General features: G+C 37.4%; 23 protein-coding genes, 1 tRNA gene, 1 rRNA gene, 1 other RNA gene and 1 other annotated feature. Of the genes, 6 read left to right on the top strand and 20 right to left on the bottom strand.

Features of this window, described 5'->3' with window-relative positions:
* Window positions 1-7: 7 nt before the first annotated feature.
* Window positions 8-275, bottom strand: an RNA gene (gene ffs / locus OU989_RS00205) — signal recognition particle sRNA large type.
* Window positions 276-443: 168 nt separating this feature from the next.
* Between ffs and OU989_RS00200 the strand changes: the two genes are divergently transcribed.
* The 4 genes from OU989_RS00200 to OU989_RS00185 all read left to right on the top strand — a co-directional run bounded on the left by OU989_RS00200 (window position 444) and on the right by OU989_RS00185 (window position 4,167).
* A tRNA-Ser gene (locus tag OU989_RS00200) sits at window positions 444-536 on the top strand.
* Between the two features lie 127 nt (window positions 537-663).
* On the top strand, window positions 664-1,923 hold the full coding sequence (locus tag OU989_RS00195) for a sensor histidine kinase (protein ID WP_274795136.1): 1,260 nt from the start codon (window positions 664-666) through the stop codon (window positions 1,921-1,923).
* The gene (locus OU989_RS00190; protein WP_274795135.1) at window positions 1,924-2,802 is read left to right on the top strand and encodes a response regulator; all 879 of its coding nucleotides are present in this window, start codon (window positions 1,924-1,926) and stop codon (window positions 2,800-2,802) included. It abuts the gene before it with no gap.
* 90 nt (window positions 2,803-2,892) lie between these two features.
* Complete coding sequence (locus OU989_RS00185) at window positions 2,893-4,167, top strand: cation:dicarboxylate symporter family transporter (protein ID WP_274795134.1); 1,275 nt, start codon at window positions 2,893-2,895, stop codon at window positions 4,165-4,167.
* Window positions 4,168-4,212: 45 nt separating this feature from the next.
* Here OU989_RS00185 and OU989_RS00180 read toward each other — a convergent pair whose 3' ends face one another.
* The 10 genes from OU989_RS00180 to OU989_RS00135 form a co-directional block, all read right to left on the bottom strand.
* Window positions 4,213-4,833 carry an RraA family protein gene (locus tag OU989_RS00180; RefSeq protein WP_274795133.1) on the bottom strand — a complete coding sequence of 207 codons (621 nt, stop codon included), beginning with the start codon at window positions 4,831-4,833 and terminating at the stop codon, window positions 4,213-4,215.
* Window positions 4,834-4,969: 136 nt separating this feature from the next.
* Entirely contained in the window at window positions 4,970-5,878 is a 909-nt protein-coding gene (locus OU989_RS00175) for a methyl-accepting chemotaxis protein (protein ID WP_274795132.1), read from the bottom strand.
* Window positions 5,879-5,958: 80 nt separating this feature from the next.
* Window positions 5,959-6,486, bottom strand: coding sequence for an LOG family protein (locus OU989_RS00170; protein WP_274795131.1), 528 nt, complete (start codon window positions 6,484-6,486; stop codon window positions 5,959-5,961).
* 89 nt (window positions 6,487-6,575) lie between these two features.
* Window positions 6,576-7,244, bottom strand: a complete 669-nt coding sequence (locus tag OU989_RS00165; protein ID WP_274795130.1) for a deoxynucleoside kinase — start codon at window positions 7,242-7,244, stop codon at window positions 6,576-6,578.
* Window positions 7,244-7,879: a deoxynucleoside kinase gene (locus OU989_RS00160; protein ID WP_274795129.1), complete on the bottom strand. Its 636-nt coding sequence runs from the start codon at window positions 7,877-7,879 to the stop codon at window positions 7,244-7,246. The genes OU989_RS00165 and OU989_RS00160 overlap by 1 nt, the downstream gene beginning before the upstream one ends.
* 211 nt (window positions 7,880-8,090) lie before the next feature.
* Complete coding sequence (locus OU989_RS00155; RefSeq protein WP_274795128.1) at window positions 8,091-10,502, bottom strand: heavy metal translocating P-type ATPase; 2,412 nt, start codon at window positions 10,500-10,502, stop codon at window positions 8,091-8,093.
* 84 nt (window positions 10,503-10,586) lie between these two features.
* Entirely contained in the window at window positions 10,587-10,793 is a 207-nt protein-coding gene (gene copZ / locus OU989_RS00150; protein ID WP_274795127.1) for a copper chaperone CopZ, read from the bottom strand.
* A gap of 35 nt (window positions 10,794-10,828) precedes the next feature.
* Entirely contained in the window at window positions 10,829-11,161 is a 333-nt protein-coding gene (locus OU989_RS00145) for a metal-sensitive transcriptional regulator (protein ID WP_274795126.1), read from the bottom strand.
* Between the two features lie 69 nt (window positions 11,162-11,230).
* Complete coding sequence (locus tag OU989_RS00140) at window positions 11,231-12,178, bottom strand: cation diffusion facilitator family transporter (protein ID WP_274795125.1); 948 nt, start codon at window positions 12,176-12,178, stop codon at window positions 11,231-11,233.
* A gap of 18 nt (window positions 12,179-12,196) precedes the next feature.
* Window positions 12,197-12,532 (bottom strand): ArsR/SmtB family transcription factor, encoded by a 336-nt coding sequence (locus OU989_RS00135; protein WP_274795124.1) that lies wholly within the window; start codon window positions 12,530-12,532, stop codon window positions 12,197-12,199.
* 139 nt (window positions 12,533-12,671) lie between these two features.
* On the opposite strand from OU989_RS00135, the gene tadA reads away from it, so the two are divergent.
* Window positions 12,672-13,196: a tRNA adenosine(34) deaminase TadA gene (gene tadA / locus OU989_RS00130; protein ID WP_274795123.1), complete on the top strand. Its 525-nt coding sequence runs from the start codon at window positions 12,672-12,674 to the stop codon at window positions 13,194-13,196.
* Here the strand turns inward: tadA and OU989_RS00125 are convergent.
* The 5 genes from OU989_RS00125 to pdxS all read right to left on the bottom strand — a co-directional run bounded on the left by OU989_RS00125 (window position 13,168) and on the right by pdxS (window position 17,186).
* Window positions 13,168-13,446 (bottom strand): sigma 54-interacting transcriptional regulator, encoded by a 279-nt coding sequence (locus tag OU989_RS00125; protein WP_274795122.1) that lies wholly within the window; start codon window positions 13,444-13,446, stop codon window positions 13,168-13,170. The two genes, tadA and OU989_RS00125, sit on opposite strands and share 29 nt — an antisense overlap.
* A gap of 51 nt (window positions 13,447-13,497) precedes the next feature.
* On the bottom strand, window positions 13,498-13,902 hold the full coding sequence (locus OU989_RS00120) for a transcriptional regulator (protein WP_274795121.1): 405 nt from the start codon (window positions 13,900-13,902) through the stop codon (window positions 13,498-13,500).
* A 160-nt stretch (window positions 13,903-14,062) separates the two neighbouring features.
* Window positions 14,063-15,343 carry a serine--tRNA ligase gene (serS, locus tag OU989_RS00115; RefSeq protein ID WP_274795120.1) on the bottom strand — a complete coding sequence of 427 codons (1,281 nt, stop codon included), beginning with the start codon at window positions 15,341-15,343 and terminating at the stop codon, window positions 14,063-14,065.
* 128 nt (window positions 15,344-15,471) lie between these two features.
* Window positions 15,472-15,687 (bottom strand) — a binding site (T-box leader).
* A gap of 49 nt (window positions 15,688-15,736) precedes the next feature.
* Window positions 15,737-16,300 carry a pyridoxal 5'-phosphate synthase glutaminase subunit PdxT gene (gene pdxT, locus OU989_RS00110; RefSeq protein WP_274795119.1) on the bottom strand — a complete coding sequence of 188 codons (564 nt, stop codon included), beginning with the start codon at window positions 16,298-16,300 and terminating at the stop codon, window positions 15,737-15,739.
* 1 nt (window position 16,301) lies between these two features.
* On the bottom strand, window positions 16,302-17,186 hold the full coding sequence (gene pdxS, locus OU989_RS00105) for a pyridoxal 5'-phosphate synthase lyase subunit PdxS (protein WP_274795118.1): 885 nt from the start codon (window positions 17,184-17,186) through the stop codon (window positions 16,302-16,304).
* Window positions 17,187-17,288: 102 nt separating this feature from the next.
* On the opposite strand from pdxS, the gene pdxR reads away from it, so the two are divergent.
* The gene (gene pdxR / locus OU989_RS00100; RefSeq protein ID WP_274795117.1) at window positions 17,289-18,707 is read left to right on the top strand and encodes a MocR-like pyridoxine biosynthesis transcription factor PdxR; all 1,419 of its coding nucleotides are present in this window, start codon (window positions 17,289-17,291) and stop codon (window positions 18,705-18,707) included.
* Between the two features lie 18 nt (window positions 18,708-18,725).
* Here the strand turns inward: pdxR and asnB are convergent, their stop codons facing one another.
* The 4 genes from asnB to rrf form a co-directional block, all read right to left on the bottom strand.
* Window positions 18,726-20,561, bottom strand: a complete 1,836-nt coding sequence (asnB, locus tag OU989_RS00095; protein ID WP_274795116.1) for an asparagine synthase (glutamine-hydrolyzing) — start codon at window positions 20,559-20,561, stop codon at window positions 18,726-18,728.
* Between the two features lie 98 nt (window positions 20,562-20,659).
* Window positions 20,660-21,991: a D-alanyl-D-alanine carboxypeptidase family protein gene (locus OU989_RS00090; RefSeq protein WP_274795115.1), complete on the bottom strand. Its 1,332-nt coding sequence runs from the start codon at window positions 21,989-21,991 to the stop codon at window positions 20,660-20,662.
* Between the two features lie 141 nt (window positions 21,992-22,132).
* Window positions 22,133-23,596 (bottom strand): IMP dehydrogenase, encoded by a 1,464-nt coding sequence (guaB, locus tag OU989_RS00085; protein ID WP_274795114.1) that lies wholly within the window; start codon window positions 23,594-23,596, stop codon window positions 22,133-22,135.
* Between the two features lie 291 nt (window positions 23,597-23,887).
* Window positions 23,888-24,003: ribosomal RNA gene (rrf, locus tag OU989_RS00080) — 5S ribosomal RNA — on the bottom strand.
* Window positions 24,004-24,069: the final 66 nt, after the last annotated feature.

The following is a 24,069-nucleotide window of genomic DNA, read 5'->3' as shown; positions in this document are numbered from 1 at the left end:
TTTCATGCCGTGCACCTTTCCTTGACAGCCGCACATAAGCGTTACTCTTGTCGTTAGCTCGGATTAGGCAACCCCGCGGCACATGGATAAGACCACTTAATGCTGCTTCCTTCCGGACCTGACATGGTTCATGGGTATCCATTGCGCAGGACCCAATCGTCAACACTACGTGCAAAAGGCAGACCAAACAATACGGACAGCCTCGAAAAAGGAATTCAGTCTCGCTAGAGCGGATTGCGAGTTACAGGACACCGCTACCTTCCCACCTAGCACGGCAATAACTAGTATACTGACAGTTTGTATAAATTGCAACTTAATGCACAAATTATTTATTTCCAAATCATTTTTAATCTTCCTATATTTTTTTAAAAAAATATATTGACGGCTTTCTCAAGTTGTGATAAATTTATTTTTGTCGATAAGACAACAGAGCAATATAACATGGAGGTATACCCAAGTCTGGCTGAAGGGATCGGTCTTGAAAACCGACAGGCGGGTAACACCGCGCGGGGGTTCGAATCCCTCTACCTCCTCCAGTTTTAAATTTCCGACTACGAATGTAGCCGTTTTTTTTTTGCCAAAATTGTATGTATTACTTGTTAGATACCACTTCCGCCTCGGTTGTGGTATTTTTTATTATATGAATGATGGGAGGTAGTTACAATGCAATCGAAATTATTTATGACGCGCGCTTCCCTTACTTGGATTTTCCTTATTGCTGTCATGACTGCAATTGGTAGTGAGATTAAAATTATGCCTTTTGCTAATACATCTTTCCGTTTTGGTTTAGGAACCATCATATTCTTTTTATGTACATTAATTAAACCTACACCCATTATTTTAGCTGGTGTTGCTACAAGTATAGTGACAACCTTTTTCCGTGTTTTTACTTCCTCATTACATGATGTTGCTATTTCAGAGAGTATATTTAACCATTTACCAGCGGCTTTATTTTATGTATTGTTTGCAGTATGCCTACAAATTTTAGATATCCAACAATACAGAGAAAAACCATTAAAGCTTGGTTTACTCGTCGCCTTTAGTGAGGTCATTAGTAATTTAGCAGAGCAAATTTTCCGCTTTTTTGTACAAACCTATACTTTTTTATTTCTTCATGACCTCCTGATTCTTTTAGCGGTCGCATTATTACGTAGTTTTTTTGTAGTCGGTGTGTATAGCTCTATTTTGATAGCAGAACAAAAAAAGCGTGTACAAGAAATGCTCAATATTGGATCCGACCTCTATGTAGAGACCCTGTATTTAAAAAAGTCCATGAATCATATTGAAACGATAACAGCTAGTGGATTTGAGTTATACCGACAGTTAAAAATTAAAGGTTATCGAGCGGAAAGTTTGCAAGCGCTTCATATTGCCCAGGAAATCCATGAAGTGAAAAAGGATTCACAGCGTATTTATGCTGGTATTTCTAAAATTGTTGGCGAAAGGAACTTCGGCCCTTTTGTATTATCTGAATTATTACATTATATTGAAGAAGGCAATAGTAAGTATGCTGAATTACTTGGTAAGAGTATACAATTCAAAACAACAATAGACTTTGATTTTCAAACAAAGGAACATATTGCATTACTTGCTCTTTTAAATAATTTATCTGCTAATGCAGTTGAAGCTATCGAAGGACAAGGTATCATATCTATTGCTATTCAACGCCAAGAGGATAATACTGTAATAACAGTATGTGATAATGGAAAAGGAATTTCTCAACAAGATTTATCTATTATCTTTGAACCTGGATACACCACGAAATATAATGATGATGGTGTAGCAGCAACTGGCATTGGGCTTTCACATGTTGCTGAACTAATAGAAAAATTAAAAGGCTCAATATCCGTTGAATCAAACAATCAATACACAACGTTTAAAATCACAATTCCTACGCAAACTATTCAAACGGGAGAGACTTAAATGAGGTATTTTATTGTAGACGATGATCGTGCAAGTCGTGTTATGTTAAAACAAATTATTGAAGATAGTGGGTTAGGTACAGTTATTGGTGAGGCTCGTAATGGTGAGGATGCCATACCACAAATTTTAATGACTCAGCCAGAGTTTGTGCTGATTGATTTACTGATGCCAAAACTTGATGGAATAGCAACAGTCGAACACCTTATTCAAAATCGCTTCGAGGGGCAATTTATCATGATTTCACAAGTTGTGAATAAGGAAATGGTCGGTGAGGCTTATGAACAAGGAATCGATTTCTTCATTCATAAACCAATTAACCGAATAGAAGTAGAAAATGTTTTGAAAAAAACTACTGAACAATTTCGACTAAAAAATTCTCTGTTAGTTATACGCCAATCACTTACTAATATTGAATTAAGTGAACAAAAGGCAAATAAAGCAACATCCCGAGACCATATTCAATCCATATTAAACGATATGGGAATTGTCGGTGAAATTGGTAGCGAAGATATTATAGCTATTATTGAAACATTACTTGCTCATCAGCATAAGATTGCACCACTTCCTCCATTAAAGGAGCTTTATGAGGAAATTGCCGCTGTTACAAAGGCTACACCTGATGAAATTTTGAAGGAAAGTAAAGCTATAGAACAGCGTGTGCGTAGAACAATACTAGCTGCCATGATTAATCTCGCTAATTTAGGTGTTGTTGATTACACTAACTCCGAATTTGAATACTATGCCCCGCGCTACTTCGATTTTAAAGAAATTCGTCAACTCATGACACAGATTGAAGACCATGATAATCGTAAAGCAAAAGTCAATATTAAGAAGTTTATTCAAGTGTTATATTCAGACATTTTAACAAAAGTAAATTAATTTTCTCGGATTTTGTCGGATTCCATAAGTCCTCCGTATTATTAAAGTAAGGCGTGTCCTAAAAATTTAATATTAGGGGGTACAAAGGGTTTGAAGAAGAAATTTAAAATCAGTCTAGCCGCTCAAATTTTAATCGGTTTGATTTTAGGGATCATTATTGGTGGTATCTTTTACGGGAACCCCAAGATTGAGACATATTTACAACCATTAGGGGATATCTTTTTACATCTTATTAAGATGATTGTTGTACCGATTATTATTTCTACATTAATCGTTGGTGTAGCTGGTACTGGAGACATGAAACAGCTTGGGCGATTAGGCGGGAAATCCATTATTTACTTTGAGATTATTACGACAGTAGCAATCGTAGTTGGATTACTTTCCGCAAACTTATTCCATCCTGGTACAGGTATTAACATGAGTGAACTATCTCAGGGGGATATTTCGAAATATGTAACAACTACTGAAGAAGTACAGCATGAGGGACCATTTGATATTATTGTAGGGATTGTCCCAACAAATATTATCCAGTCTATGGCTGAAGGTAATATGCTTGCGATTATTTTCTTCTCAGTTATTTTTGGTTTAGGGGTTGCTGCAGTTGGAGAACGAGGAAAACCAGTCTTAGACTTCTTCCAAGGGGTAGCAGACGCTATGTTCTGGGTAACTAACCTCGTAATGAAATTTGCTCCAATTGGGGTATTTGGTTTAATTGGTGTAACCGTTTCCAAATATGGATTCGCTTCACTGGTACCACTTGGTAAATTAGCTATCCTTGTTTATGCAACGATGCTATTCTTTATCTTTGTCGTTCTTGGACTTGTAGCAAAATTTGCAGGAATCAGCATCTTCTACTTAATTAAAGTATTAAAAGATGAGTTAATTTTAGCCTTTTCAACAGCAAGTTCTGAAGCTGTATTACCACGTATTATGTTAAAAATGGAGAAATTGGGTGCTCCAAAGGATATCGTATCCTTTGTTATTCCAACAGGTTACTCCTTTAACTTAGATGGATCCACGCTATACCAAGCGATTGCAGCATTATTTATTGCGCAAATGTACGGTATTCACCTAAGCATTGGTGAACAAATTACGTTAATGCTTGTATTGATGGTTACTTCTAAAGGGATTGCAGGTGTTCCAGGCGTATCATTCGTAGTACTTCTAGCAACTTTAGGTACTGTCGGCATTCCACTTGAAGGACTAGCATTTATTGCTGGTATTGACCGTATTCTTGATATGGGACGTACTGTTGTGAACGTAATTGGTAACTCATTAGCATCATTAGTTATGGCTAAATGGGAAGGCCGTTTCGATCGCGAAAAGATGAAAAATTACTTTAAAGATAATGAAAATTTAGCGTAATTTAAAAAAACTCTCACGATGTTGGATGGCATCGTGAGGGTTTTTTTACTTTCCAAGCACTTTATCTAAATAGGCAATGATCGATTCTTTTCCGTTTGCATGTGCCTCCTGTGCACGTGCCGCATCTTTTTCAAGTTTAGACTCTGCGGCTGCTACTATTCTTTCTGCATCTTCCATTGGTACGACAATAACGCCATCTACATCCCCAATAATATAATCACCAGGATGAACGGTTACTCCTCCAACGGCAATTGGAATATTTACTTGGCCACCACCATTTTTGTTGCCAGCTGCTACTGTTGTACCTAAAGCGAAAATAGGGAAATCCAACTCTCGAATCGCTGCTATATCACGGATCACTCCATCCACCACAAAACCTTGGACGCCCAGTCCCTTTGCTAAGGAAATAACGAAATCGCCCGCTACAGCTCGATTAGTATTTCCTTTTGCATCAATTACTAAGATATCCCCTTCATTGGCCGCTCTGATCGCTTCCAATACTGCACCATTCTCACCATCTGGTAAACGTACAGTTACTGCTCGTCCAGCTATTTTAAAATGATCGGCTAGTGGTTTAATTTCACTTCGCAAATTGGTATGCCCGCCTGTCGCATCAGATATAGCTGTCGTTGGTAGATGCTGAAAACTTACTTCCACTTTTGTCATACATAACACCCCTATTATTATGATTGATGAAAGCCTTACACCTATTATTGTAAATAAGAACCATATACTATTTCAATCTTTCTCGGATACTAAAGGAAACTTTTGTTAAGCCCATATTTTCTTATGAATGATACTATTAAATGATTTCGATAAACTGCTTTGATTGCTCATCTAATGCTTCAGCAGCAGATGCAATTTCATTAAAATCATTTGTCGTGACGGTAATTTGTTGATTCGTCTTATCTACTTTTTCAGCAATTCTTGTAATACTATCTGTCACTTGTCCGATTTCCCGTTCTATCCCCTCAACATTCTCCTTCACTTGTGAAATGGACTGCTCAACCCTAACTGAAAGCTTTCGTACCTCTTTGGCCACGACATCAAAACCTCTACCATATTCTCCTGCTCTAGCTGCTTCAATAGCTGCATTTAAAGCTAATAAGTTTGTTTGTGAGGCAATCTCTTGAATAGTCTTCACAATCCCTTTAATAGAATCTGCTTGTTTTTGAAGCTTCACGAGGTTACTAACATTTTCATTAGACTCTTGTGAAACCGCTTTAATTGTTTTTAGTAAGTCTTGGCTATTTTGAATACCTGTCTCAGAACGATGATAAAGCTCTTTAGACATGCCTTTCAATTTGTCTGCTACATTTACTATTTCATTTTGACGCTCAGTAATATTGGTCGCAATTTTAGAGACACCAATTACTTGTCTTGTATTGTTTGCAAAAACCGGCATATATGTTGCCTCAAGCCAAATGATATTGCCATTCGCATCCATTCTCTCAATTTTATCCTGATAACTGTTTCCTACTGTTAAATTGCGCCAAAACTTATCATACTCCATACTATTACTGAAATCGGGGAGACAAAATTCTTTATGATGCTTTCCTAGCATCTCTTGTACTGTATAGCCTAGCGTTTGAGCGAATAGCTCATTTACATAGGCTACTTTTCGATCCATATCAAAACGAATAATTGCAATATTACGTTCAATGGCTTGAACTACTAAATCATCGGTTACTTGAGCCTCTACACTGTGCATAAACAATACCCCTTTTACTATTTTTTTACTTATAATAATTTATTTTACTTTTATATTCGGTAAAAAACATGGGTAATGTTTCACCCATGTTTTTTTAATAAGCTCAATATCTCTTCCGAAGAAGTAGCTACGCAAAAAAGTTCTTTTTGTTCAGCACGTATAAAACCTTCCTCCAACATGATTTTGAAATGCTGTAAGAGGGCATCATAAAATCCATGGACATTATATAAAATGACAGGCTTGGCATGAAGTCCAATTTGTGCCCAGGTAAATACCTCAAAGTATTCATCTAAAGTACCTGCACCCCCAGGAAGAGCGATAAATGCATCAGCCAACTCTGCCATCTTTGCTTTACGAATATGCATTGAATCTACAAAATGAATCTCTGTTAATGAGGCATGAGCCAATTCTCGCTTCTGTAAGTGAGTTGGCATCACACCAATTACTTCTCCACCCGCTGCTAAAACAGCATCTGCAACCTTACCCATTAATCCTGTTTTAGAACCACCATAGACAACACCATGGCCGTTTTTCGCTAGTGAAGTACCTAGCTCAGAGGCCTTTTCAGCAAAAATGGGACTTTTCCCTAAACCGGATCCACAATACACTGCAATTCTTATAATAATCCCTCCTATTCAAAAAACGTGAAACAATCAGCTACATATTGTCTCACGTTTTTTGGTCATTTATTATAATTCTATTTTCGTAAATGGCTTGTTTGTTTTAGCATATGACTGATACGGCTCACAATTGATTCAATGGCATCAGGATTTTTTAATAAATCATAATCATTAATATCTAAACGTAGAACTGGACAGGAGTTAAAATTATTAATCCAGTTTTCATAGCGTTCATGCATTTCTATCCAATAATCATTTGGTGTTTGTTGCTCCATTGCTCGTCCACGTTCTTGAATACGTCCAATAACTGCATCAATTGGTCCCTCAAGATAGACAAGCAAATCGGGATGTGGGAAATATGGTGTCATCACCATAGCATCAAACAGATTCGTATACGTTTCATAATCAGTTGGGCTCATTGTCCCTTTATCAAAATGCATCTTAGCAAAAATGCCAGTATCCTCATAAATGGATCGATCTTGTATAAATCCTCCACCATATTCAAAAATACGCTTCTGTTCTTTAAAACGCTCTGCTAAAAAGTAAACTTGTAAATGAAAGCTCCATTTTTCAAAGTCCTCATAAAATTTATCAAGATATGGATTTGTATCTACTTTTTCAAATGATGTACGAAAATTTAGTGCTTCTGCTAACGCCTTTGTCATCGTTGATTTTCCTACACCCACTGTACCAGCAATCGTGATAACGGTTTGAGGAGGAATATCGTACTTCTCTCTTAAATTCATTATTGCAAACTCCTTTGTTGTAACGTGTCTTTAATTATCTTTAAAACGTAATTTAAATCATGTGGATTTTTGACAAAATCAAGCTGATCCCCATTAAATCGAATAACTGGAATTTCAGGATGCATTTCCTCAAAATGCTCGATAAACGAATGATAATCAGCCACAAGCTGCTCCATATAATCACGTGAAATCATCTTTTCAAATTCTCGGCCACGCATCGCGATACGCTTCATTAATGTTTCGACGCTAGCTTGTAAATAAACCACTACATTTGGAACAGGCATATCTTTTGTTAAAATCCCATATATTTCCTCGTATTTCTCGTACTCAGTTGGTGCCAATGTTCGCTTGGCAAATATTAAATTTTTAAAAATATGGTAGTCTGCTACAACAGGTTTGGCTTCTGCTAATCGAAACTTTTTTATATCAGTTAATTGTTTATAACGATTACAAAGAAAGAACATTTCGGTTTGGAAACTCCATTCCTCTATGTTTTCATAAAATTTATTTAAAAAAGGGTTTTCGTCTACAATTTCTTTTAATAGATGGTAATTTAATGTTGCTGCTATCTCTTTCGATAAAGAGGTTTTACCAACACCAATCGGACCTTCTACCGTAACAAATGGAACCGTCACTAGAAGTTCCTCCTTTTATTCTATGGATTCTATCATCGTGCCCCGCTCGCTGACACCTCATTTATTAAATGAATCAGTACCGTTCATTGTATCATAGTGGGAAAATGAAAAACAGAATCAACCTATTATTCTAGTAAATTTAAAAGTGAAATTTCTCCTCCAAATAAATAAAAAAGACATCGAGAATATACTTCTCAATGCCTTTCATACTTTATAATTTTACTCGCTGTAATCGTAATGCATTTAATACTACCGATACCGAGCTGAAAGCCATCGCAGCACCAGCTACCCATGGAGCAAGTAGACCAATTGCAGCAATAGGAATACCTAATGTATTGTATGCAAAAGCCCAAAATAGATTTTGTTTGATATTACGCATTGTTTTGCGACTCATCAGAATGGCATCTGCGATACTATTTAAGTCGCCACGAATAAGTGTAATGTCTGCCGCTTCCATCGCCACATCAGTTCCTGTACCAATGGCCATTCCGATATTGGCAGTTGCCAGCGCAGGCGCATCATTAATGCCATCGCCCACCATTGCTACTTTTTTTCCTTGAGCTTGTAGCTTTTTCACCTCATCTGCCTTGCCTTCTGGTAAGACTTCAGCAATCACATGATTTACTCCTACCTCTGAGCCTATTGCTTGAGCTGTACGTTCATTGTCACCCGTCATCATAATGACCTTAATACCCATATCCTGAAGTCGATGTATGGCTTCTTTTGACGTATCTTTAACTGTATCAGCGACAGCTACTAAACCTGCATATTGACCATTGATAGCAGCTAGCATTGCTGTTTTACCGTTTCGCTCAAGTTGCTCCATTGTTGGTAAAATATCATCAATTTGAATACCATATTGCTGCATTAATTTACGTGTTCCAATGACAACACCCTGACCTGCGACAGTCGCCTGCACACCATAACCTGGGATTGCTTCGAAAAATTGGACGTCACCTAATGCTATACCACGTTCCTCTATACCATGTACTATGGCTTCAGCAAGTGGATGCTCTGACTGTTTCTCAGCTGCCCCAATTAATGATAAAAAGCGTCCTTCATCTTGTGCTGGAGCTAATAGAACATCCGTTAGCTCTGGTTTACCATGTGTCACTGTACCTGTTTTATCTACAACAACTGTATCAATACTTTGCGTTTGCTCTAAATGTTCTCCACCCTTAAATAAAATACCAAATTCAGCTGCACGACCTGAACCTGCCATGATAGACGTTGGCGTTGCTAATCCAAGAGCACAAGGACAAGCAATGACAAGAACTGCAATTAAAACCTCTAAAGCGGGTGTAAATTCTCCTGGGCGGACCCAAATAATCCAAACTAAAAATGTTACCAATGCAATACCGACAACGATTGGTACAAAAATTCCCGAAATTTGGTCTGCTAAGCGTTGAATAGGCGCTTTAGATCCCTGAGCATCTTCAACTACTTTAATGATTTGTGCTAACGCTGTGTCACGACCAACCTTAGTTGCTGTCATTTTAATAAAACCATTTTTATTAATAGTGGACCCAAATAATTGATCGCCCTGTTTTTTATCAACTGGCAGACTTTCACCTGTAAGCATTGATTCATCAACAGCTGTTGATCCCTCTAATACCTCTCCATCGACAGGAATTTTCTCCCCTGGTTTTACTAGAATAACATCGCCAATGATAACTTCTGCTAAAGGAACCTCTTTTTCTACACCGTCACGTACAACCACAGCCGTTTTAGCTTGAAGTCCCATCAGTTTTTTTATGGCTTCAGAAGAACGCCCCTTTGCTTTGGCCTCAAATAATTTCCCTAATAAAATTAATGTAATTAAAACCGCACTCGTTTCAAAATAAAGATGGGGGCCATGGTGAGACCCTATCGTTACGATTGCTTGATAGACACTATAGAAATACGCAGCAGATGTCCCCATGACGACAAGTACATCCATATTTGCACTACCGTTACGTAAAGCTTTGTAGGCTCCTACATAAAATTGCTTACCTATAATAAATTGTACTGGCGTTGCTAACACCATTTGAACCCAAGGATTCATAAGAAATTCTGGCACATATAAAAACGATGTAAAGGAAAAATGTCCAACCATCGTCCAAAGCAGTGGTAATGAAAGAATAGCCGACAGAATAAATTTGCGTTGTTGCTGTTTAATGGCTTTTTCTCGATGGTCCACCATTTCTGCCTCGTCTTCTTTTTGATGAGCCCCATAGCCTAGCTTCTCTACCTTCACAATGATATCTGTGATGGATACTTCTGATGGATTAAACTCAATCATTGCCTTTTCAAGTGCTAAGTTTACATTGGCAGAAGAGATACCGCTTAGCTTATTTAACCCTTTTTCTATCCGAGTGGCACAGGCTGCACACGTCATCCCTGTAATTTCAAGTTCAGCTTTTTGTTTAACAACACCATAACCAAGTGCTTCTATTTTCTTTTCAAAATCTTCTTCACTCAACTTTGCTGGATCGTACTTAATAGACGATTTTTCAAGTGCTAAATTAACCGTTGCTTGTTCTACACCATCCATTTTATTTAAACCTTTTTCTATCCGAGTGGCACAGGCTGCACATGTCATACCTGTAATTTGCAAATTCGCCTCTTTTATATCAGAACTCATTTACCTTTCACCTCTCCTTATACCAACCAGGGGTATATAAATTTGAAAATAAGAGAGTGCTACAGGGGCACTCTACTGATACTACTATTTTACGTCGTAGCCTTGATCATCAATTGTTTCTTTAATTTGGTCAAGTGACACTTGTGCTTCATCAAAAGCAACATCCACTAAACCTTCTGCTAAATTAACTTTTACTTGTTCTACACCAGCTAAAGCACCAACACTTTTCTCAATTGAATTTACACAGTGACCACATGACATTCCTTGTACATTTAACGTTACATTTTGCATAATAAATCTCTCCTTTTAAATAATAGTTTAAACATCTATTTTTTCATTAACTTTTGAATCGTTACTACTAATTCATCTAATACTGCTTCATCGCCCTCTGATAGACGATCTACAACACAACCCTTTAAATGTCCTTCTAATAATATTTTCGCTACACTATTTAAAGCTGACTGTGTGGCAGACAGTTGCGTAATAATATCATCACAGTAAACGTCTTTTTCAATCATTCCCTTTATGCCCCGGATTTGACCTTCAATACGGTTTAATCGGGTCGTTAAATCCTTTTTTACACGCTCAGGATGATGACTTTTTCGACAAGACGTAGTTTCCTCTGTATGACAAGCATCTTCTTTTACTATGTCCTCCATTCACTACACCTCCTATTTCTTTTTAATCATACTATACCCAAGAAGGGTATGCAAGCTACAAATTTTTTTTTATTCATGATGATGTTCATGGTCATTTTTCAATTGGCATAAAATTGAATTTTCATGTTGATGTGATGCTGTTTCTAATTGAATCGTTACATGCTTAATGCCCTTATGCTCAAGATTATGTTCAATTTTTCGTAATATATGCTCACTATCAGCTATTTTCAATTGATCATTAACGACTGCATGACAGGACAATGCATTTGTTCCACTAGTAATTGTCCAGATGTGTAAATCGTGGATACTCTCTACTCCTTCAGTTTGTTCAATTAACTGAATAATTTCCTGAACATCTACATTTGAAGGTGTTCCCTCCATTAAGACATGAATGGCAGCTTTAGTGACATAGTAGCCACTTCTTACTACTAATAAAGCAACAATAACGCTTGCAAGTGGATCTGCCCAGCCCCAACCAAAAAACATAATCAATAGCGCCGCAACAATAGCCCCTACAGACCCTAGCATATCGCTAAGCACATGTAAAAAAGCGCCACGCATATTTAAATTATCCTTTGTATCACTACCACGCATCATAATCCATGCTACTAAAATGTTAATTAACAAACCAATTGTGCTAATAACAAGCATTCCTGTAGTAGCTACTTCAGGAGGATTAGCAAAGCGTTCAATCGCTTCGTAAAAAATAAATAATGCTATACCTATTAGTGTAATGCCATTCAGCACTGCAGCTAATATTTCAAATCGTTTATAACCATAGGTCTTACTATAACTAGCAGCTTTTTCTCCAAACGTAAAAGCTAACATGGCAATGCCCAAAGAAATAGAGTCACTTAACATATGCCCTGCGTCTGATAGCAGAGCCAAACTATTTGTTAAAAAGCCACCAATCGCTTCAACTATCATATACCCTGTAATAATAATAAATGACAGTAATAATACTTTTTTATTTGCGCCATGAGTATGATCATGAGCGTGATCGTGATGATGTCCCATTTTTATTCCTCCCATTATTTAGTTATGAGCTGCATGCTCAATTGCCTGTTTTAGTAAATTCATAATGTGATCGTCGTCCTTGGAATAATACAGTGTTGTTCCTTCTCTTCTAAACTTCACTAACCGTAAATTTTTTAGAAAACGTAATTGATGGGAAACGGTTGATTGCCCTAAATCTAAAATATCCGCAATATCATTTACAGAATGTTCATCTTTGCATAGTAAGTTTAAAATTCGAATGCGAGTTGGATCACTTAATGCCTTAAAGGTTTGAGATACTACAAATAGTGTTTCTTCATCTAAATGCTGATCAGCGTTTTTCTGTGCTTCTAAACTTGTTAATTTATCATCCATAAAAGTTTACCCTACCCTTCAATATTTATATATGAGCATGTGTTCATATATAAATATATATGGTTATATTAGGAATGTCAACGCTAAAAGTAGCAATTACCAATCCAGCACGCTACACTACTATTAAGGAGAGATATGAGTGGATATTTTTGAAACAGATCGCTTTTTTATGAAGCAAGCATTAGAGGAAGCACATCTGGCTGCTTCACTTGGAGAAGTTCCGATTGGCGCAGTACTTGTTTATGAGGGAACTGTTATTGCACGTGCCCATAATTTAAGAGAAACAACACAAAATGCGACTACCCATGCTGAGCTGTTGGTTATTCAAGAAGCCTGCAAAAAAATAGGTAGTTGGCGTCTCGAAGATACAACACTTTATGTTACATTAGAGCCTTGCCCTATGTGTGCAGGAGCTATTCTACAATCTCGAGTGCCCCGTGTTGTTTATGGTGCAAGAGACCAAAAGGCTGGCTGTGTCGATTCCCTTTATCGTTTATTAAATGATGAACGTTTTAATCATGAATGTGATGTAACAGAAGGTGTTTTAGCTGAAGAGTGCGGGAAAATTTTAACTGACTTTTTTAAAGCTTTACGAGAGCGTAAAAAAGCTGCGAAAAAGGCACGAATTGCTGAAATCACCGAGAATGATGGAGCCATAAACTAAAGAAGGTGCCTCCTAATGAGACACCTTCTTTTTTATATTTAAGGGAATGGCAAGCAAAGTACCACCGTTTGCCTCCTGTAAACTTACCACTTGTATCTTCATTTTCTGAGCCATAAAGCTGTGTAAAAATATTATCCTCTGCTAATGTCGAACAGTTTAATGTAATAAACGGCTTTGTAAAAAGCTCGCTTTCATTATAAATACCCTGAGCGACAATATCTTCCCCTGACCCTGTTTCCCCTGTCAGCAAAATCGGAGCGTTTTTTTCTTAGCACTACGACGAGCCTTTCTAGTTGGGCCTTCATCTGCATTGGTCGTTATAAAATCGTCTAGACGATAGGTTGTAAAAATTATCTCGGTATAGCTTATGTCCCAGGAAATTATCTAAGTATTTTATTTGCTTACTTTCATAAAAATGCTTTGAAAATTCAATTGCGCCAAAGGTTCTGCCTTGCTCTATAATAGGATTTGAGCTTAATGATAGATAACTAAAACCATTTAGAGTCGTTAATTGTTGTTCGTAATTTAAAATTGGTTGTCCTGTTTGCATCACTTTAAATATGGTACTTGTTTCAGATGATAAAATTTGATAATTATCAGTCACAGTACTGTGAAAAAATTCATCTGGTGTTAAGCCGATTGCCAATAATATATTTAAATATGCTAAATCATAAAAAATTGCACAGCCTTTATCATCTGTGAACATTATCAAATTCACTTAAGGCATGTGCGAAATGGTGTAAATCCATGAATATTCCCCAGTATAACGAATTTTCAAAAATTAGAGATTTCAATTTTGGACATCAAAAAAGCTATTTTAGATTTACCTGTTTAAAGGATCGTCTAAAATAGCTTTTACATGTTATTTAATTAGGCGCAATTACTTCTTTACCACCCATGTATGGTCTTAAAACTTCAGGAATTACTACGCTTCCATCTGCTTGTTGGTAGTTTTCTAAAATAGCTGCAACTGTACGTCCAATCGCAAGACCTGAACCGTTTAATGTGTGAACATATTCTGGTTTTGCATTTGGCTCACGACGGAAGCGGATATTTGCTCGTCGTGCTTGGAAATCCTCAAAGTTAGAGCAAGAAGAAATTTCACGGTACATGTTTTGTGCTGGGATCCAAACTTCCAAATCATATTTCTTCGCTGCAGTAAATCCTAAATCAGCAGTACACATTTTTAGTTTACGATACGGTAAGCCTAGTAATTGCAGTACTTTTTCAGCATGACCTGTTAACAGCTCTAATTGCTCATATGACTCCTCTGGTTTTACAAAGCGTACTAATTCTACTTTGTTGAATTGGTGCTGACGGATTAAACCACGTGTATCACGACCCGCAGAGCCTGCCTCTGAACGGAAGCATGCACTGTATGCAGCAAAACCTTGGGGTAAAGCTTCAGCAGGTAAAATTTCATCACGGTAGAAGTTTGTAACTGGTACCTCTGCTGTTGGAATCATGAAATAATCTGTTTCCTCTAATTTAAATACATCTTCCTCAAACTTAGGTAACTGTCCTGTACCCGTTAAGCTATCGCGATTAACAATGACAGGTGGTAGCATTTCCTCATAGCCATGCTCTTCTGCATGTAAATCCATCATAAATGTCATAAGTGCTCGTTCTAAGCGAGCCCCAAGCCCACGGTAGAATAAGAAACGGCTACCCGTTACTTTTGCACCTCGTTCAAAGTCAACAATCTTCAAATCAGTAGCAAGATCCCAGTGTGCCTTAATGTCAAAATCAAATGTTGGAATTTCGCCCCAAGTATATTCTTCTACATTATCATCCTCTGTTGTGCCTACTGGTACAGATTCATGTGGAATGTTTGGCAAGCGCATCATCATATCTTTAAATCGCTCTTCTACATCATTTAGTTGAACATCTAGCTCTTTAATTTCATCGCCAACTTGACGCATACGAGCAATAACTTCATCTGCATTTTCCTTGTTGCGTTTCATAATTGAAATTTGTTCAGATACTTTATTTCGTTCTGCTTTTAATTCTTCTGTTTTAGCAATTAACTCACGACGCTTTGCATCTAAACCCTCAAAATCATCTAAGTTTCCTAAATCTTCATTACGTGTTAATAGCATTTCTTTAATTTCCGCGAAATTATCGCGTACGCGTTTAATATCTAACATAGTCATACCTCCAGTAGTTTAATGATGGGAATTGTTGCATCCTTTAAGTCTTGATATAATTTCGTCCGGCGGTTTATTCAAAAGTTCAATTTTAAATAAAAATAAACACAAAAAAGCCCCCATCCCTAAAAAGGGACGAGAGCTACCCGCGTTGCCACCCTAATTGATTAGGCATATGCCTAATCCACTTATTTCATAACGGCATTTCAGCCGGCAGCAGCCTACTTACATTACTTCGACTGTGCAACTCCAGGACGGATTCACAAGTGCTTTTATCAGCTTCCACCAACCGCTGACTCTCTAAAAAAAACGTGCTTGTTACTACTTCCCATCATCGTGTTCAGTTATTTAAATTTTAACCATACTGTACTATATGAAAACAAATTTTGCAAGTCATACCATAGAGGATACAAAATATTCTAGAATTCGTGAATCTCCGGTTAATTCTGGATGAAATGCACAACCCAATAAATGATTATCTCGCGCTAAGATAATTTTTCCTTCATATTCAGCAAGAATTTCAACATTTTTACCAACTGCTTTAATATGAGGCGCTCGAATAAATACCGCTGGAATGTCTATTCCTATTTTAGGGATATCCAGTTGTATTTCAAAGCTATCTACCTGACGACCAAATGAGTTTCGTGCGACTATGACATCCATAACTGCCAAATGTGCTTCATCATCCACTAGATGGCTAGCTAATAAAATTAATCCTGCACATGTCCCAAACATAGGCAAACCTTGCTGAGCAAGTTCACGAATCGGCTCTAGTAAGTCAAAGCGATCAAGCAATTTTCTCATGGTTGTGCTTTCCCCACCAGGTAACACAAGACCATCGAGGTTTATTAAATCTTTCTTATGTTTTACTTGGATGACTTCACAGTTAAGGGCTTCTAGCATTTTAACATGCTCACGTATAGCTCCTTGTAGTGCTAACACACCTATTCGTTTCATCCTACCAACCTCGCTCCTGCATACGTTCGCTTTGCCCAAGCTGTGCAATATCAATACCTTTCATTGGTATGCCAAGTTCCTTTGATATTTCTGCAATAAGCTTATAATCTTTATAATGGGTAGTCGCCTCTACGATAGCACGAGCAAATTTTTCCGGGTTTTCAGATTTGAAAATACCAGAACCAACGAAAACGCCATCAGCACCAAGTTCCATCATTAATGCAGCATCGGCTGGTGTAGCCACACCTCCTGCGGCAAAATTTACTACTGGTAAACGACCAAGACGTTTGATGTCTCTTAATAATTCGAAAGGAGCTCCTAATAATTTCGCCTCTGTCATTAGTTCATCCTCTGTCATGCCTACGATTTTACGTACCTGACCATTTACTTTGCGAATATGTCGAACTGCCTCCACAATATTTCCTGTTCCTGGTTCGCCCTTTGTACGTAACATGGATGCTCCTTCTCCAATTCGACGTGCTGCTTCTCCTAAATCACGACAGCCACACACAAACGGTACTGTATAATCACTTTTTAATAAATGGTACTCTTCATCGGCTGGTGTGAGGACCTCACTTTCGTCAATATAGTCTACACCCATTGCTTCTAAAACACGTGCTTCCACAATATGGCCAATACGGGCTTTTGCCATAACAGGAATAGAAACGGCCTCCATTACCTCCTCAACAATGCGAGGATCTGCCATACGTGCAACACCACCTGCTTTGCGAATATCTGAAGGTACTCTCTCTAATGCCATAACAGCAACTGCTCCAGCAGCTTCTGCAATTTTGGCCTGTTCTGCATTAATGACATCCATAATGACGCCACCCTTCTGCATTTCTGCCATCCCACGTTTTACTAGCTCTGTTCCTATTTGTTTCATTTTCTAACCTCCACCTTTATGATGAAATTTAGTATAATGGAAATTGACCATATAAAAATAACCAGTTTTCAAAATAATTATAAGGTCAGGAGGTTTTAAAACATGGATATGCTTTTATTTCAACTCGTAAAAAATAGTGATAAACCGCTGTATGATCAGCTTTATAACGGCATAAAGGAGGCCATTATTTCTAAGAAAATAGCTGTAGGAGAAAAATTACCATCAAAAAGGAAATTAGCTGATTTTTTGAATATTTCTCAAACAACCATTGAAATTGCCTATGCCCAATTACTGGCTGAAGGTTATATTATGTCCAAATCACGCATTGGCTATTTTGTAGAAGAAATTGATGAGCTTCCCTATATTCAGCAGGACTCTGAAACCTCTTTCAGAGAGCATCCTAAGAAAAAATCATACAAAATTGATTTTAATCCTGGTTCTATCGATATTGATGCCTTCCCATTCCAAACGTGGAGAAAGTATGCGAAAGAGCTTTTTGACGATACCTCAAAGGAATTATTACTAACAGGTGAACCACAAGGAGAACTTTCTTTACGCACTGAGATTGCTAATTATTTATATCAATCGCGTGGGGTAGTGTGTAATCCTGAGCAAATTGTTGTTGGCTCTGGTACTGAACAGCTTCTTCCTATGATTTTAAGACTTTTTAGTGATGATACCTGCTTTGCCTTAGAAAACCCAGGATACCCTGCCGTGCATCGCATGTTTTCACAGTATAAACGACAAGTTCAACCCATCGCCGTTGATGAAGAGGGAATTATTATTCATGAGCTTGAGAGAACAAGTGCTAATGTTGTTTACATTACGCCGTCACATCAATTCCCTACTGGCGCGGTATTATCTGCGACACGACGTGCACAGGCTTTAAATTGGGCGGCCCAAAGTTCCTCTCGCTATATTATTGAAGATGATTATGATTCAGAATTTCGTTATGCTGGTAAACCAATTCCTGCACTACATGCCTTAGATCGAAATGATAAAGTTATTTACATGAGCACCTTTACAAAATCATTAATGCCTTCTTTGCGTGTAGCTTATTTTGTACTTCCTCCTAAACTACTCGCAACATATAGTGATGTATTTAACTATTATTCTTCTACGGTGCCTCGTTTCGACCAACATATCGTGGCAAATTTTATGCGTGACGGTCATTTTGCAAAGCATCTCAATCGAATGCGCAAGGTTTATCGTAAAAAGCATGATAAGCTAACTTCTATATTAGAAAAGTATTCATCAACGATTAAAATTACTGGTGAGCAAGCCGGAATGCATATTTTATTAGATGTTCAACACACATTATCCGAGAAACAATTGCAACTGCTTGCTGCTCAATCAGAGATTGGGATTTATCCCTTATCTGATTATAGACTAGACCATTGTGAATCTTCACTAGCTCAATTTTTACTTGGCTTTGGTGGGATACCTGTTCATACAATTGAACGATCCATTGAACAATTGATGGATTGTTGGGAAATACAAAAAAATGACCCATCTAGTTAGTAGATGAGTCATTTTTTATTACGTTTCAATTAATTGTATTTGATAATGTTCAAACCAAGTATGAATTTGCCCTAGGTACGCTAAAAGCTGTGGCCCTGCCATTAGTTGCCCATACCAAGGGATCTTGAATGAGCTTCCTCCAGAGTCTATTAATTCTAAAAGTTTTTTGTTGTCAAATAGTTCATGTAGTATCGAATTTTTATTTTGAAGGATTTCTTTTAACCACTTTTGAATACCTGCTGTATAAACTGGGTGATACGTTTTAGGATAAGGGTTCTTTTTACGATACAACACCTCATCAGGCAATAACTGAGCCATCGATTTTCGTAGTAAACCCTTTTCTATGCCATCCAAGTTCTTCATTTCCCACGGAATATTCCAAGCATATTCCACAAGACGATGATCTGCAAAAGGAACACGTACCTCTAAACTTGCCCCCATACTCATACGATCCTTGCGCTCTAGCAAAGTCTGCATAAACCAAGTCATATTCAAATAAAACATTTCGCGATGTCTAGCTTCTTCAGAACTTTCTCCATCCAACAACGGTACTTCAGCTATTGTTTGCGTATATAGTTGATGTGCAAAGGATTCAATCTTTAATTTTTTATTCCACTTCTCTTGTAGCAATGCATTTCTTTCAGATAAAGATCGAATCCACGGAAAGCCAGTTGTCTTTTCTTTAAACCAAGGGTATCCACCAAAAATCTCATCTGCGCACTCCCCTGATAACGCTACTGTAAAATCTCTTTTTATCTCTCGGCAAAACCATAATAAGGATGAGTCTACATCTGCCATACCAGGTGAATCTCGGACAATGGCCGATTCAACTAATAAATCAATTAATTGTTGCTGAGTAATTTCCTCTGCGTGATGTGCCGTCTGAAATGTGTCAGTCATTTTTTGAATCCAGTACGTATCTGTTGATGTTTGGAAAGTATGTGGATTAAAAAAGCGTTCATTATCCTCATAATCAATAGAATAGGTATGCAATTGTTTATTTTGTTGTTGAAACCTATTTGCTGCAATACCGGTTATAATACTAGAATCCAATCCACCTGAAAGAAATGTACAGATAGGGACATCCGAAACCAACTGTCGTTCAATTGCATCAGTTAACAAAAAGCGAATGCGCTCAATAGTCTCGCCTAATGATTCTTCATGCTTTTGGCTATGTAACTGCCAATACTGCCACTTTCTTAAGCCTTCTCTAGTAAAACGCATAGCATACCCTGGTCTTAATTCTTCAATATCTTTAAAAAGTGTCTTGCCTGGTGCTCTTGAGGGCCCCACAGCCATCATACTTGCCAATCCTTCAGTATTTACACTTGCTTGAACCATTGGGTGTGCCAACAATGCTTTCACTTCAGATGCGAAAAGAACACCATCCTTTAATTCTGTATAATACAATGGCTTCACACCTAATCGGTCTCTGCATAAAAACAGTGATTGTGTTTGCTCATCCCATACACCAAAGGCAAATATGCCATTTAGAAAATCTACACATTGCTCTTTCCATTCAATATACGCAGTTAATAATACTTCTGTATCTGAATGTGTTGTAAAACTGTGCCCTCTTTTTTGAAGTTCTTTACGAACCTCTTCGGTATTATAAAGTTCGCCATTATATGTAATGACATAGTTTACCCCATCATGTATTTTTTTCATTGGCTGTTTACCACCAATTAGATCGATAACAGCTAGTCGTCGATGGCCAAATGCAATATGCTCACTACACCAAATATTTTCATCATCAGGCCCTCTCTTATTTAATGTTTGGGTCATTCGTTTTAAGATCATATCACTTGTTCTTAAATCCTTTTGAAAGCTAGCCCATCCTGTAATGCCACACATTTAGCCACATCCTTTCGCCTATTAGCGTATGCTGTACGGTTCAAAAATGTGAAAAAGCACATGAATGCTAAGTACATTCATGTGCTTATTTTTAATTATTAAAACAGTCCACCAACAAAGTCAGTAATGCCTCCCCATAAATTGCCGAAGAAGTTACCTACACCTTGGAAGAACAATGAGATACCGCTAGCGCGCTCTACAGCCTTTGTTGTGACAACATCAGATGAAATATCCTTGCCATCGATAAAGCCGTAATCTGTGCCTTCTGTGCGTTCAATAACAACCTTACCTACAACAGTATCCTTTTTAACATCTGCCTCTAAACTTTTTTTATCTAAAACCAATGTCGGTTTATATAAATCTTTATCAGAAGACTTAATCATAAATGAAATGGGTTCTTTTACCGCAATCGCTACTTTGTCTTCTTTACCTTTTGTCACTTTTACTGTTTTTTGACCTTTGAACGTATAGTTCGCTGGTAAAATTTCTTGCTTTGAGAATTGAGAAAAGCCATAGTTAAATAATTTTGCTGTTGCATCAAAACGAGCTTCATAAGATCCTTGTCCTTTTGCATCAACAGCCTTCATAACAACAGCAATCAAACGAGTACCATTGCGCTCTGCAGTACCTGTGAAACAATGACCTGCAAAGTTTGTTGTACCTGTTTTTAATCCATCTACACCTTCGTATTCATACACTAATCCAGGCAACATAAAGTTCCAGTTAGACATTTGAATTTCATCTTCAGTACCTTCACGGAACTTCTTTTTTGCAATTTTAGATGTCTCTAAAACCTTTGGATGATCTTTTAATAAATGATAAGCCAATTTTGCTACAGATTTAGCAGGCATCACATTTTCATCCTCTGGGCCTGTACCTGATGGGTGCATACCAAATAAATCAGCATTATTAAGGCCCGTTGCATTGACAAATTTATAGCCTTCTAAACCAAGTTCCTCTGCTTTTTTATTCATTAACTTTAAAAACTCAGTCTCAGAACCTGCAATCGTTTCAGCAATAGCTACTGTTGCCGCATTTGCAGAATAAATTGCCATTGCCTCGTATAATTCACGAATGGTATAAGTGCCATCTCTACGTAAAGGTACATTACTTAATGCACGATTTTGAGACATACGATACGTATAATCTGTTACGTGATATTCCTGATCCCATTTAACTGTTCCTGCATCAATTGCGTCCAATAACAGGAATTCAGTCATCATCTTTGTCATACTTGCAATACCTAGTGAAGTATCTGCATTTTGTTCATATAAAATTTTCCCTGAGTCTGCGTCAATTAAAATCGCAGCATCCACTGTTAATCCTAAATCTGTTTCCGCATGTGCCTGTGCAGGAATACCTGCAAAAATACTAATTAGTAAAACAGGAATTAGGAGTAAGCGTAATACGGTGTTCGTTTTCTTTTTCACCTCTAAAGCCCTCCAAAAAATAATCTTGTCCTCGACATTTTATCATAGATAACAACATACGTGTTGACTCTCTACCATAAAAAAATGCTCTCGCGCCATCTTTGTAGACGATGCGAAAGCATAAAAGTTGCAAGTAATAAATTACATTGAATAGTTTGGTGCTTCTTTTGTAATTTGTACATCATGTGGATGGGATTCACGAAGACCAGCACCAGTCATTCTAACAAATTGAGCTTTTTCTCGTAAATGCTCAAGATGTGGTGCTCCACAATAACCCATACCAGCACGAATGCCACCAATAAGTTGATAAATTGTATCTGCTAGTGGTCCTTTATATGGTAGGCGACCTTCAATACCTTCAGGCACTAATTTTTTCGCGTCTTCTTGGAAGTAACGGTCTTTTGAGCCTTTTTCCATTGCTCCAATAGAACCCATACCACGATAAACTTTGAAGCGACGTCCTTGGAAAATTTCTGTTTCTCCTGGAGATTCAGAAGTACCTGCTAGAAGTGAACCAAGCATTACCACATTTCCACCAGCTGCTAAAGCTTTTACGATATCACCAGAGTACTTAATACCACCATCGGCAATAATCGTTTTACCAAGCTCACGAGCTACTGTAGCACAATCATAAACTGCTGTAATTTGTGGTACACCTACACCAGCTACTACACGTGTAGTACAAATTGAACCTGGGCCAATACCAACCTTCACAACGTCTGCACCAGCTTCAAATAATGCACGTGCACCTTCTGAAGTTGCTACGTTACCAGCGATAATTTCTAATTCTGGATAAGTCTCACGGATTGAGCGAATTGTCTGTAATACGCCTTCTGAATGACCGTGAGCAGTATCGATTACTACAATGTCTACTTGTGCTTCTACAAGTTTTTCAATACGTACCATTGTATCTTTTGATACACCAACTGCTGCACCTACAAGTAAACGGCCATGTATGTCCTTAGCAGCATTCGGGAATTCAATTACTTTCTCGATATCTTTAATTGTGATAAGTCCAGTTAATCTACCTTCTTCATCTACAATCGGAAGTTTTTCGATTTTATATTGTTGAAGAATTTTTTCAGCATCCTCTAAAGTCGTTCCAACAGGAGCCGTAATTAAATCTTCTTTTGTCATTACATCTTCAATTTTTAAAGAGTAGTCAGAGATAAAACGTAAATCACGGTTTGTAATAATCCCTACTAATTTTTGGTTTTCCATGCTATCAACAATAGGTACACCAGAGATTCTGTATTTCCCCATTAAATGTTCAGCATCGAAAACTTGATGAGTCGGAGTTAAGAAGAATGGGTTTGTTATAACACCATTTTCAGAACGTTTTACTTTTTCTACTTGTTCAGCTTGCTCATCGATCCCCATGTTTTTATGGATAATACCGATACCGCCTTGTCTTGCCATAGCAATTGCCATTTTAGACTCAGTAACTGTATCCATACCTGCACTAATCATTGGAATGTTTAATTTAATTTTCGGTGTTAATTGAACTGATAAATCAACATCTTTCGGTAATACTTCGGAATGAGCTGGTACTAATAATACATCATCAAAAGTTAAACCTTCTTTGGCAAATTTAGTTTCCCACATTTTCGTAACTTCCTCCTATAGTTAAAAGAATATTAATTGTAAGATTAACAACGTGGACTGCTACTGTCAAGAAACTTATAAAAGAAAGACAATTCAGATTTTTAATTATATCAAATTTTAAAGTTACACCCAAATAAAAAGCTATAATAAAAGAGATTTATTACCATTAATATTATATAAATGAAGGAAATGAGTGATATATTAAAGGTTTTTTGTAGGAAATTCTTTAATTTATTAATGAATTTCGTTAGTTTATAAAAAAACAGCCAGCACACAGCTGACTGTTTCATTGCCTAGCGACGTCCTACTCTCACAGGGGGAAGCCCCCAACTACCATCGGCGCTAAAGAGCTTAACTTCCGTGTTCGGTATGGGAACGGGTGTGACCTCTTTGCCATCATCACTAGACAGTTATTTAATTGAAAGATTATTCTTTCAAAACTGGATAAACGGTGCATTGACTGCTTCAAACAA

This window comes from Lysinibacillus irui (genome assembly GCF_028877475.1).
In the GTDB taxonomy this organism is placed as follows: Bacteria; Bacillota; Bacilli; order Bacillales_A; family Planococcaceae; genus Lysinibacillus; species Lysinibacillus irui.
The sequence above is the reverse complement of the archived record's forward strand: the minus strand, read 5'-3'. Positions and strand labels throughout refer to the sequence as shown.

Bases quoted from the DNA above. Each gene is read 5' to 3' on its own strand.
- OU989_RS00190 (WP_274795135.1), top strand. From the start codon at position 1,924: ATGAGGTATTTTATTGTAGACGATGATCGTGCAAGTCGTGTTATGTTA.
- OU989_RS00135 (WP_274795124.1), bottom strand. From the start codon at position 12,532: ATGGATGATAAATTAACAAGTTTAGAAGCACAGAAAAACGCTGATCAG.
- serS (WP_274795120.1), bottom strand. From the start codon at position 15,343: ATGTTAGATATTAAACGCGTACGCGATAATTTCGCGGAAATTAAAGAA.
- OU989_RS00175 (WP_274795132.1), bottom strand. From the start codon at position 5,878: ATGCACAGTGTAGAGGCTCAAGTAACCGATGATTTAGTAGTTCAAGCC.
- OU989_RS00180 (WP_274795133.1), bottom strand. From the start codon at position 4,833: ATGACAAAAGTGGAAGTAAGTTTTCAGCATCTACCAACGACAGCTATA.
- OU989_RS00140 (WP_274795125.1), bottom strand. From the start codon at position 12,178: ATGGGACATCATCACGATCACGCTCATGATCATACTCATGGCGCAAAT.
- copZ (WP_274795127.1), bottom strand. From the start codon at position 10,793: ATGCAAAATGTAACGTTAAATGTACAAGGAATGTCATGTGGTCACTGT.
- OU989_RS00165 (WP_274795130.1), bottom strand. From the start codon at position 7,244: ATGAATTTAAGAGAGAAGTACGATATTCCTCCTCAAACCGTTATCACG.
- OU989_RS00195 (WP_274795136.1), top strand. From the start codon at position 664: ATGCAATCGAAATTATTTATGACGCGCGCTTCCCTTACTTGGATTTTC.
- asnB (WP_274795116.1), bottom strand. From the start codon at position 20,561: ATGTGTGGCATTACAGGATGGGCTAGCTTTCAAAAGGATTTAAGAACA.
- OU989_RS00155 (WP_274795128.1), bottom strand. From the start codon at position 10,502: ATGAGTTCTGATATAAAAGAGGCGAATTTGCAAATTACAGGTATGACA.
- pdxS (WP_274795118.1), bottom strand. From the start codon at position 17,186: ATGAAACAAATAGGAACAGAGCTAGTAAAACGTGGGATGGCAGAAATG.
- OU989_RS00120 (WP_274795121.1), bottom strand. From the start codon at position 13,902: ATGTTCACAGATGATAAAGGCTGTGCAATTTTTTATGATTTAGCATAT.
- guaB (WP_274795114.1), bottom strand. From the start codon at position 23,596: ATGTGGGAAACTAAATTTGCCAAAGAAGGTTTAACTTTTGATGATGTA.
- pdxR (WP_274795117.1), top strand. From the start codon at position 17,289: ATGGATATGCTTTTATTTCAACTCGTAAAAAATAGTGATAAACCGCTG.
- OU989_RS00145 (WP_274795126.1), bottom strand. From the start codon at position 11,161: ATGGAGGACATAGTAAAAGAAGATGCTTGTCATACAGAGGAAACTACG.
- pdxT (WP_274795119.1), bottom strand. From the start codon at position 16,300: ATGAAACGAATAGGTGTGTTAGCACTACAAGGAGCTATACGTGAGCAT.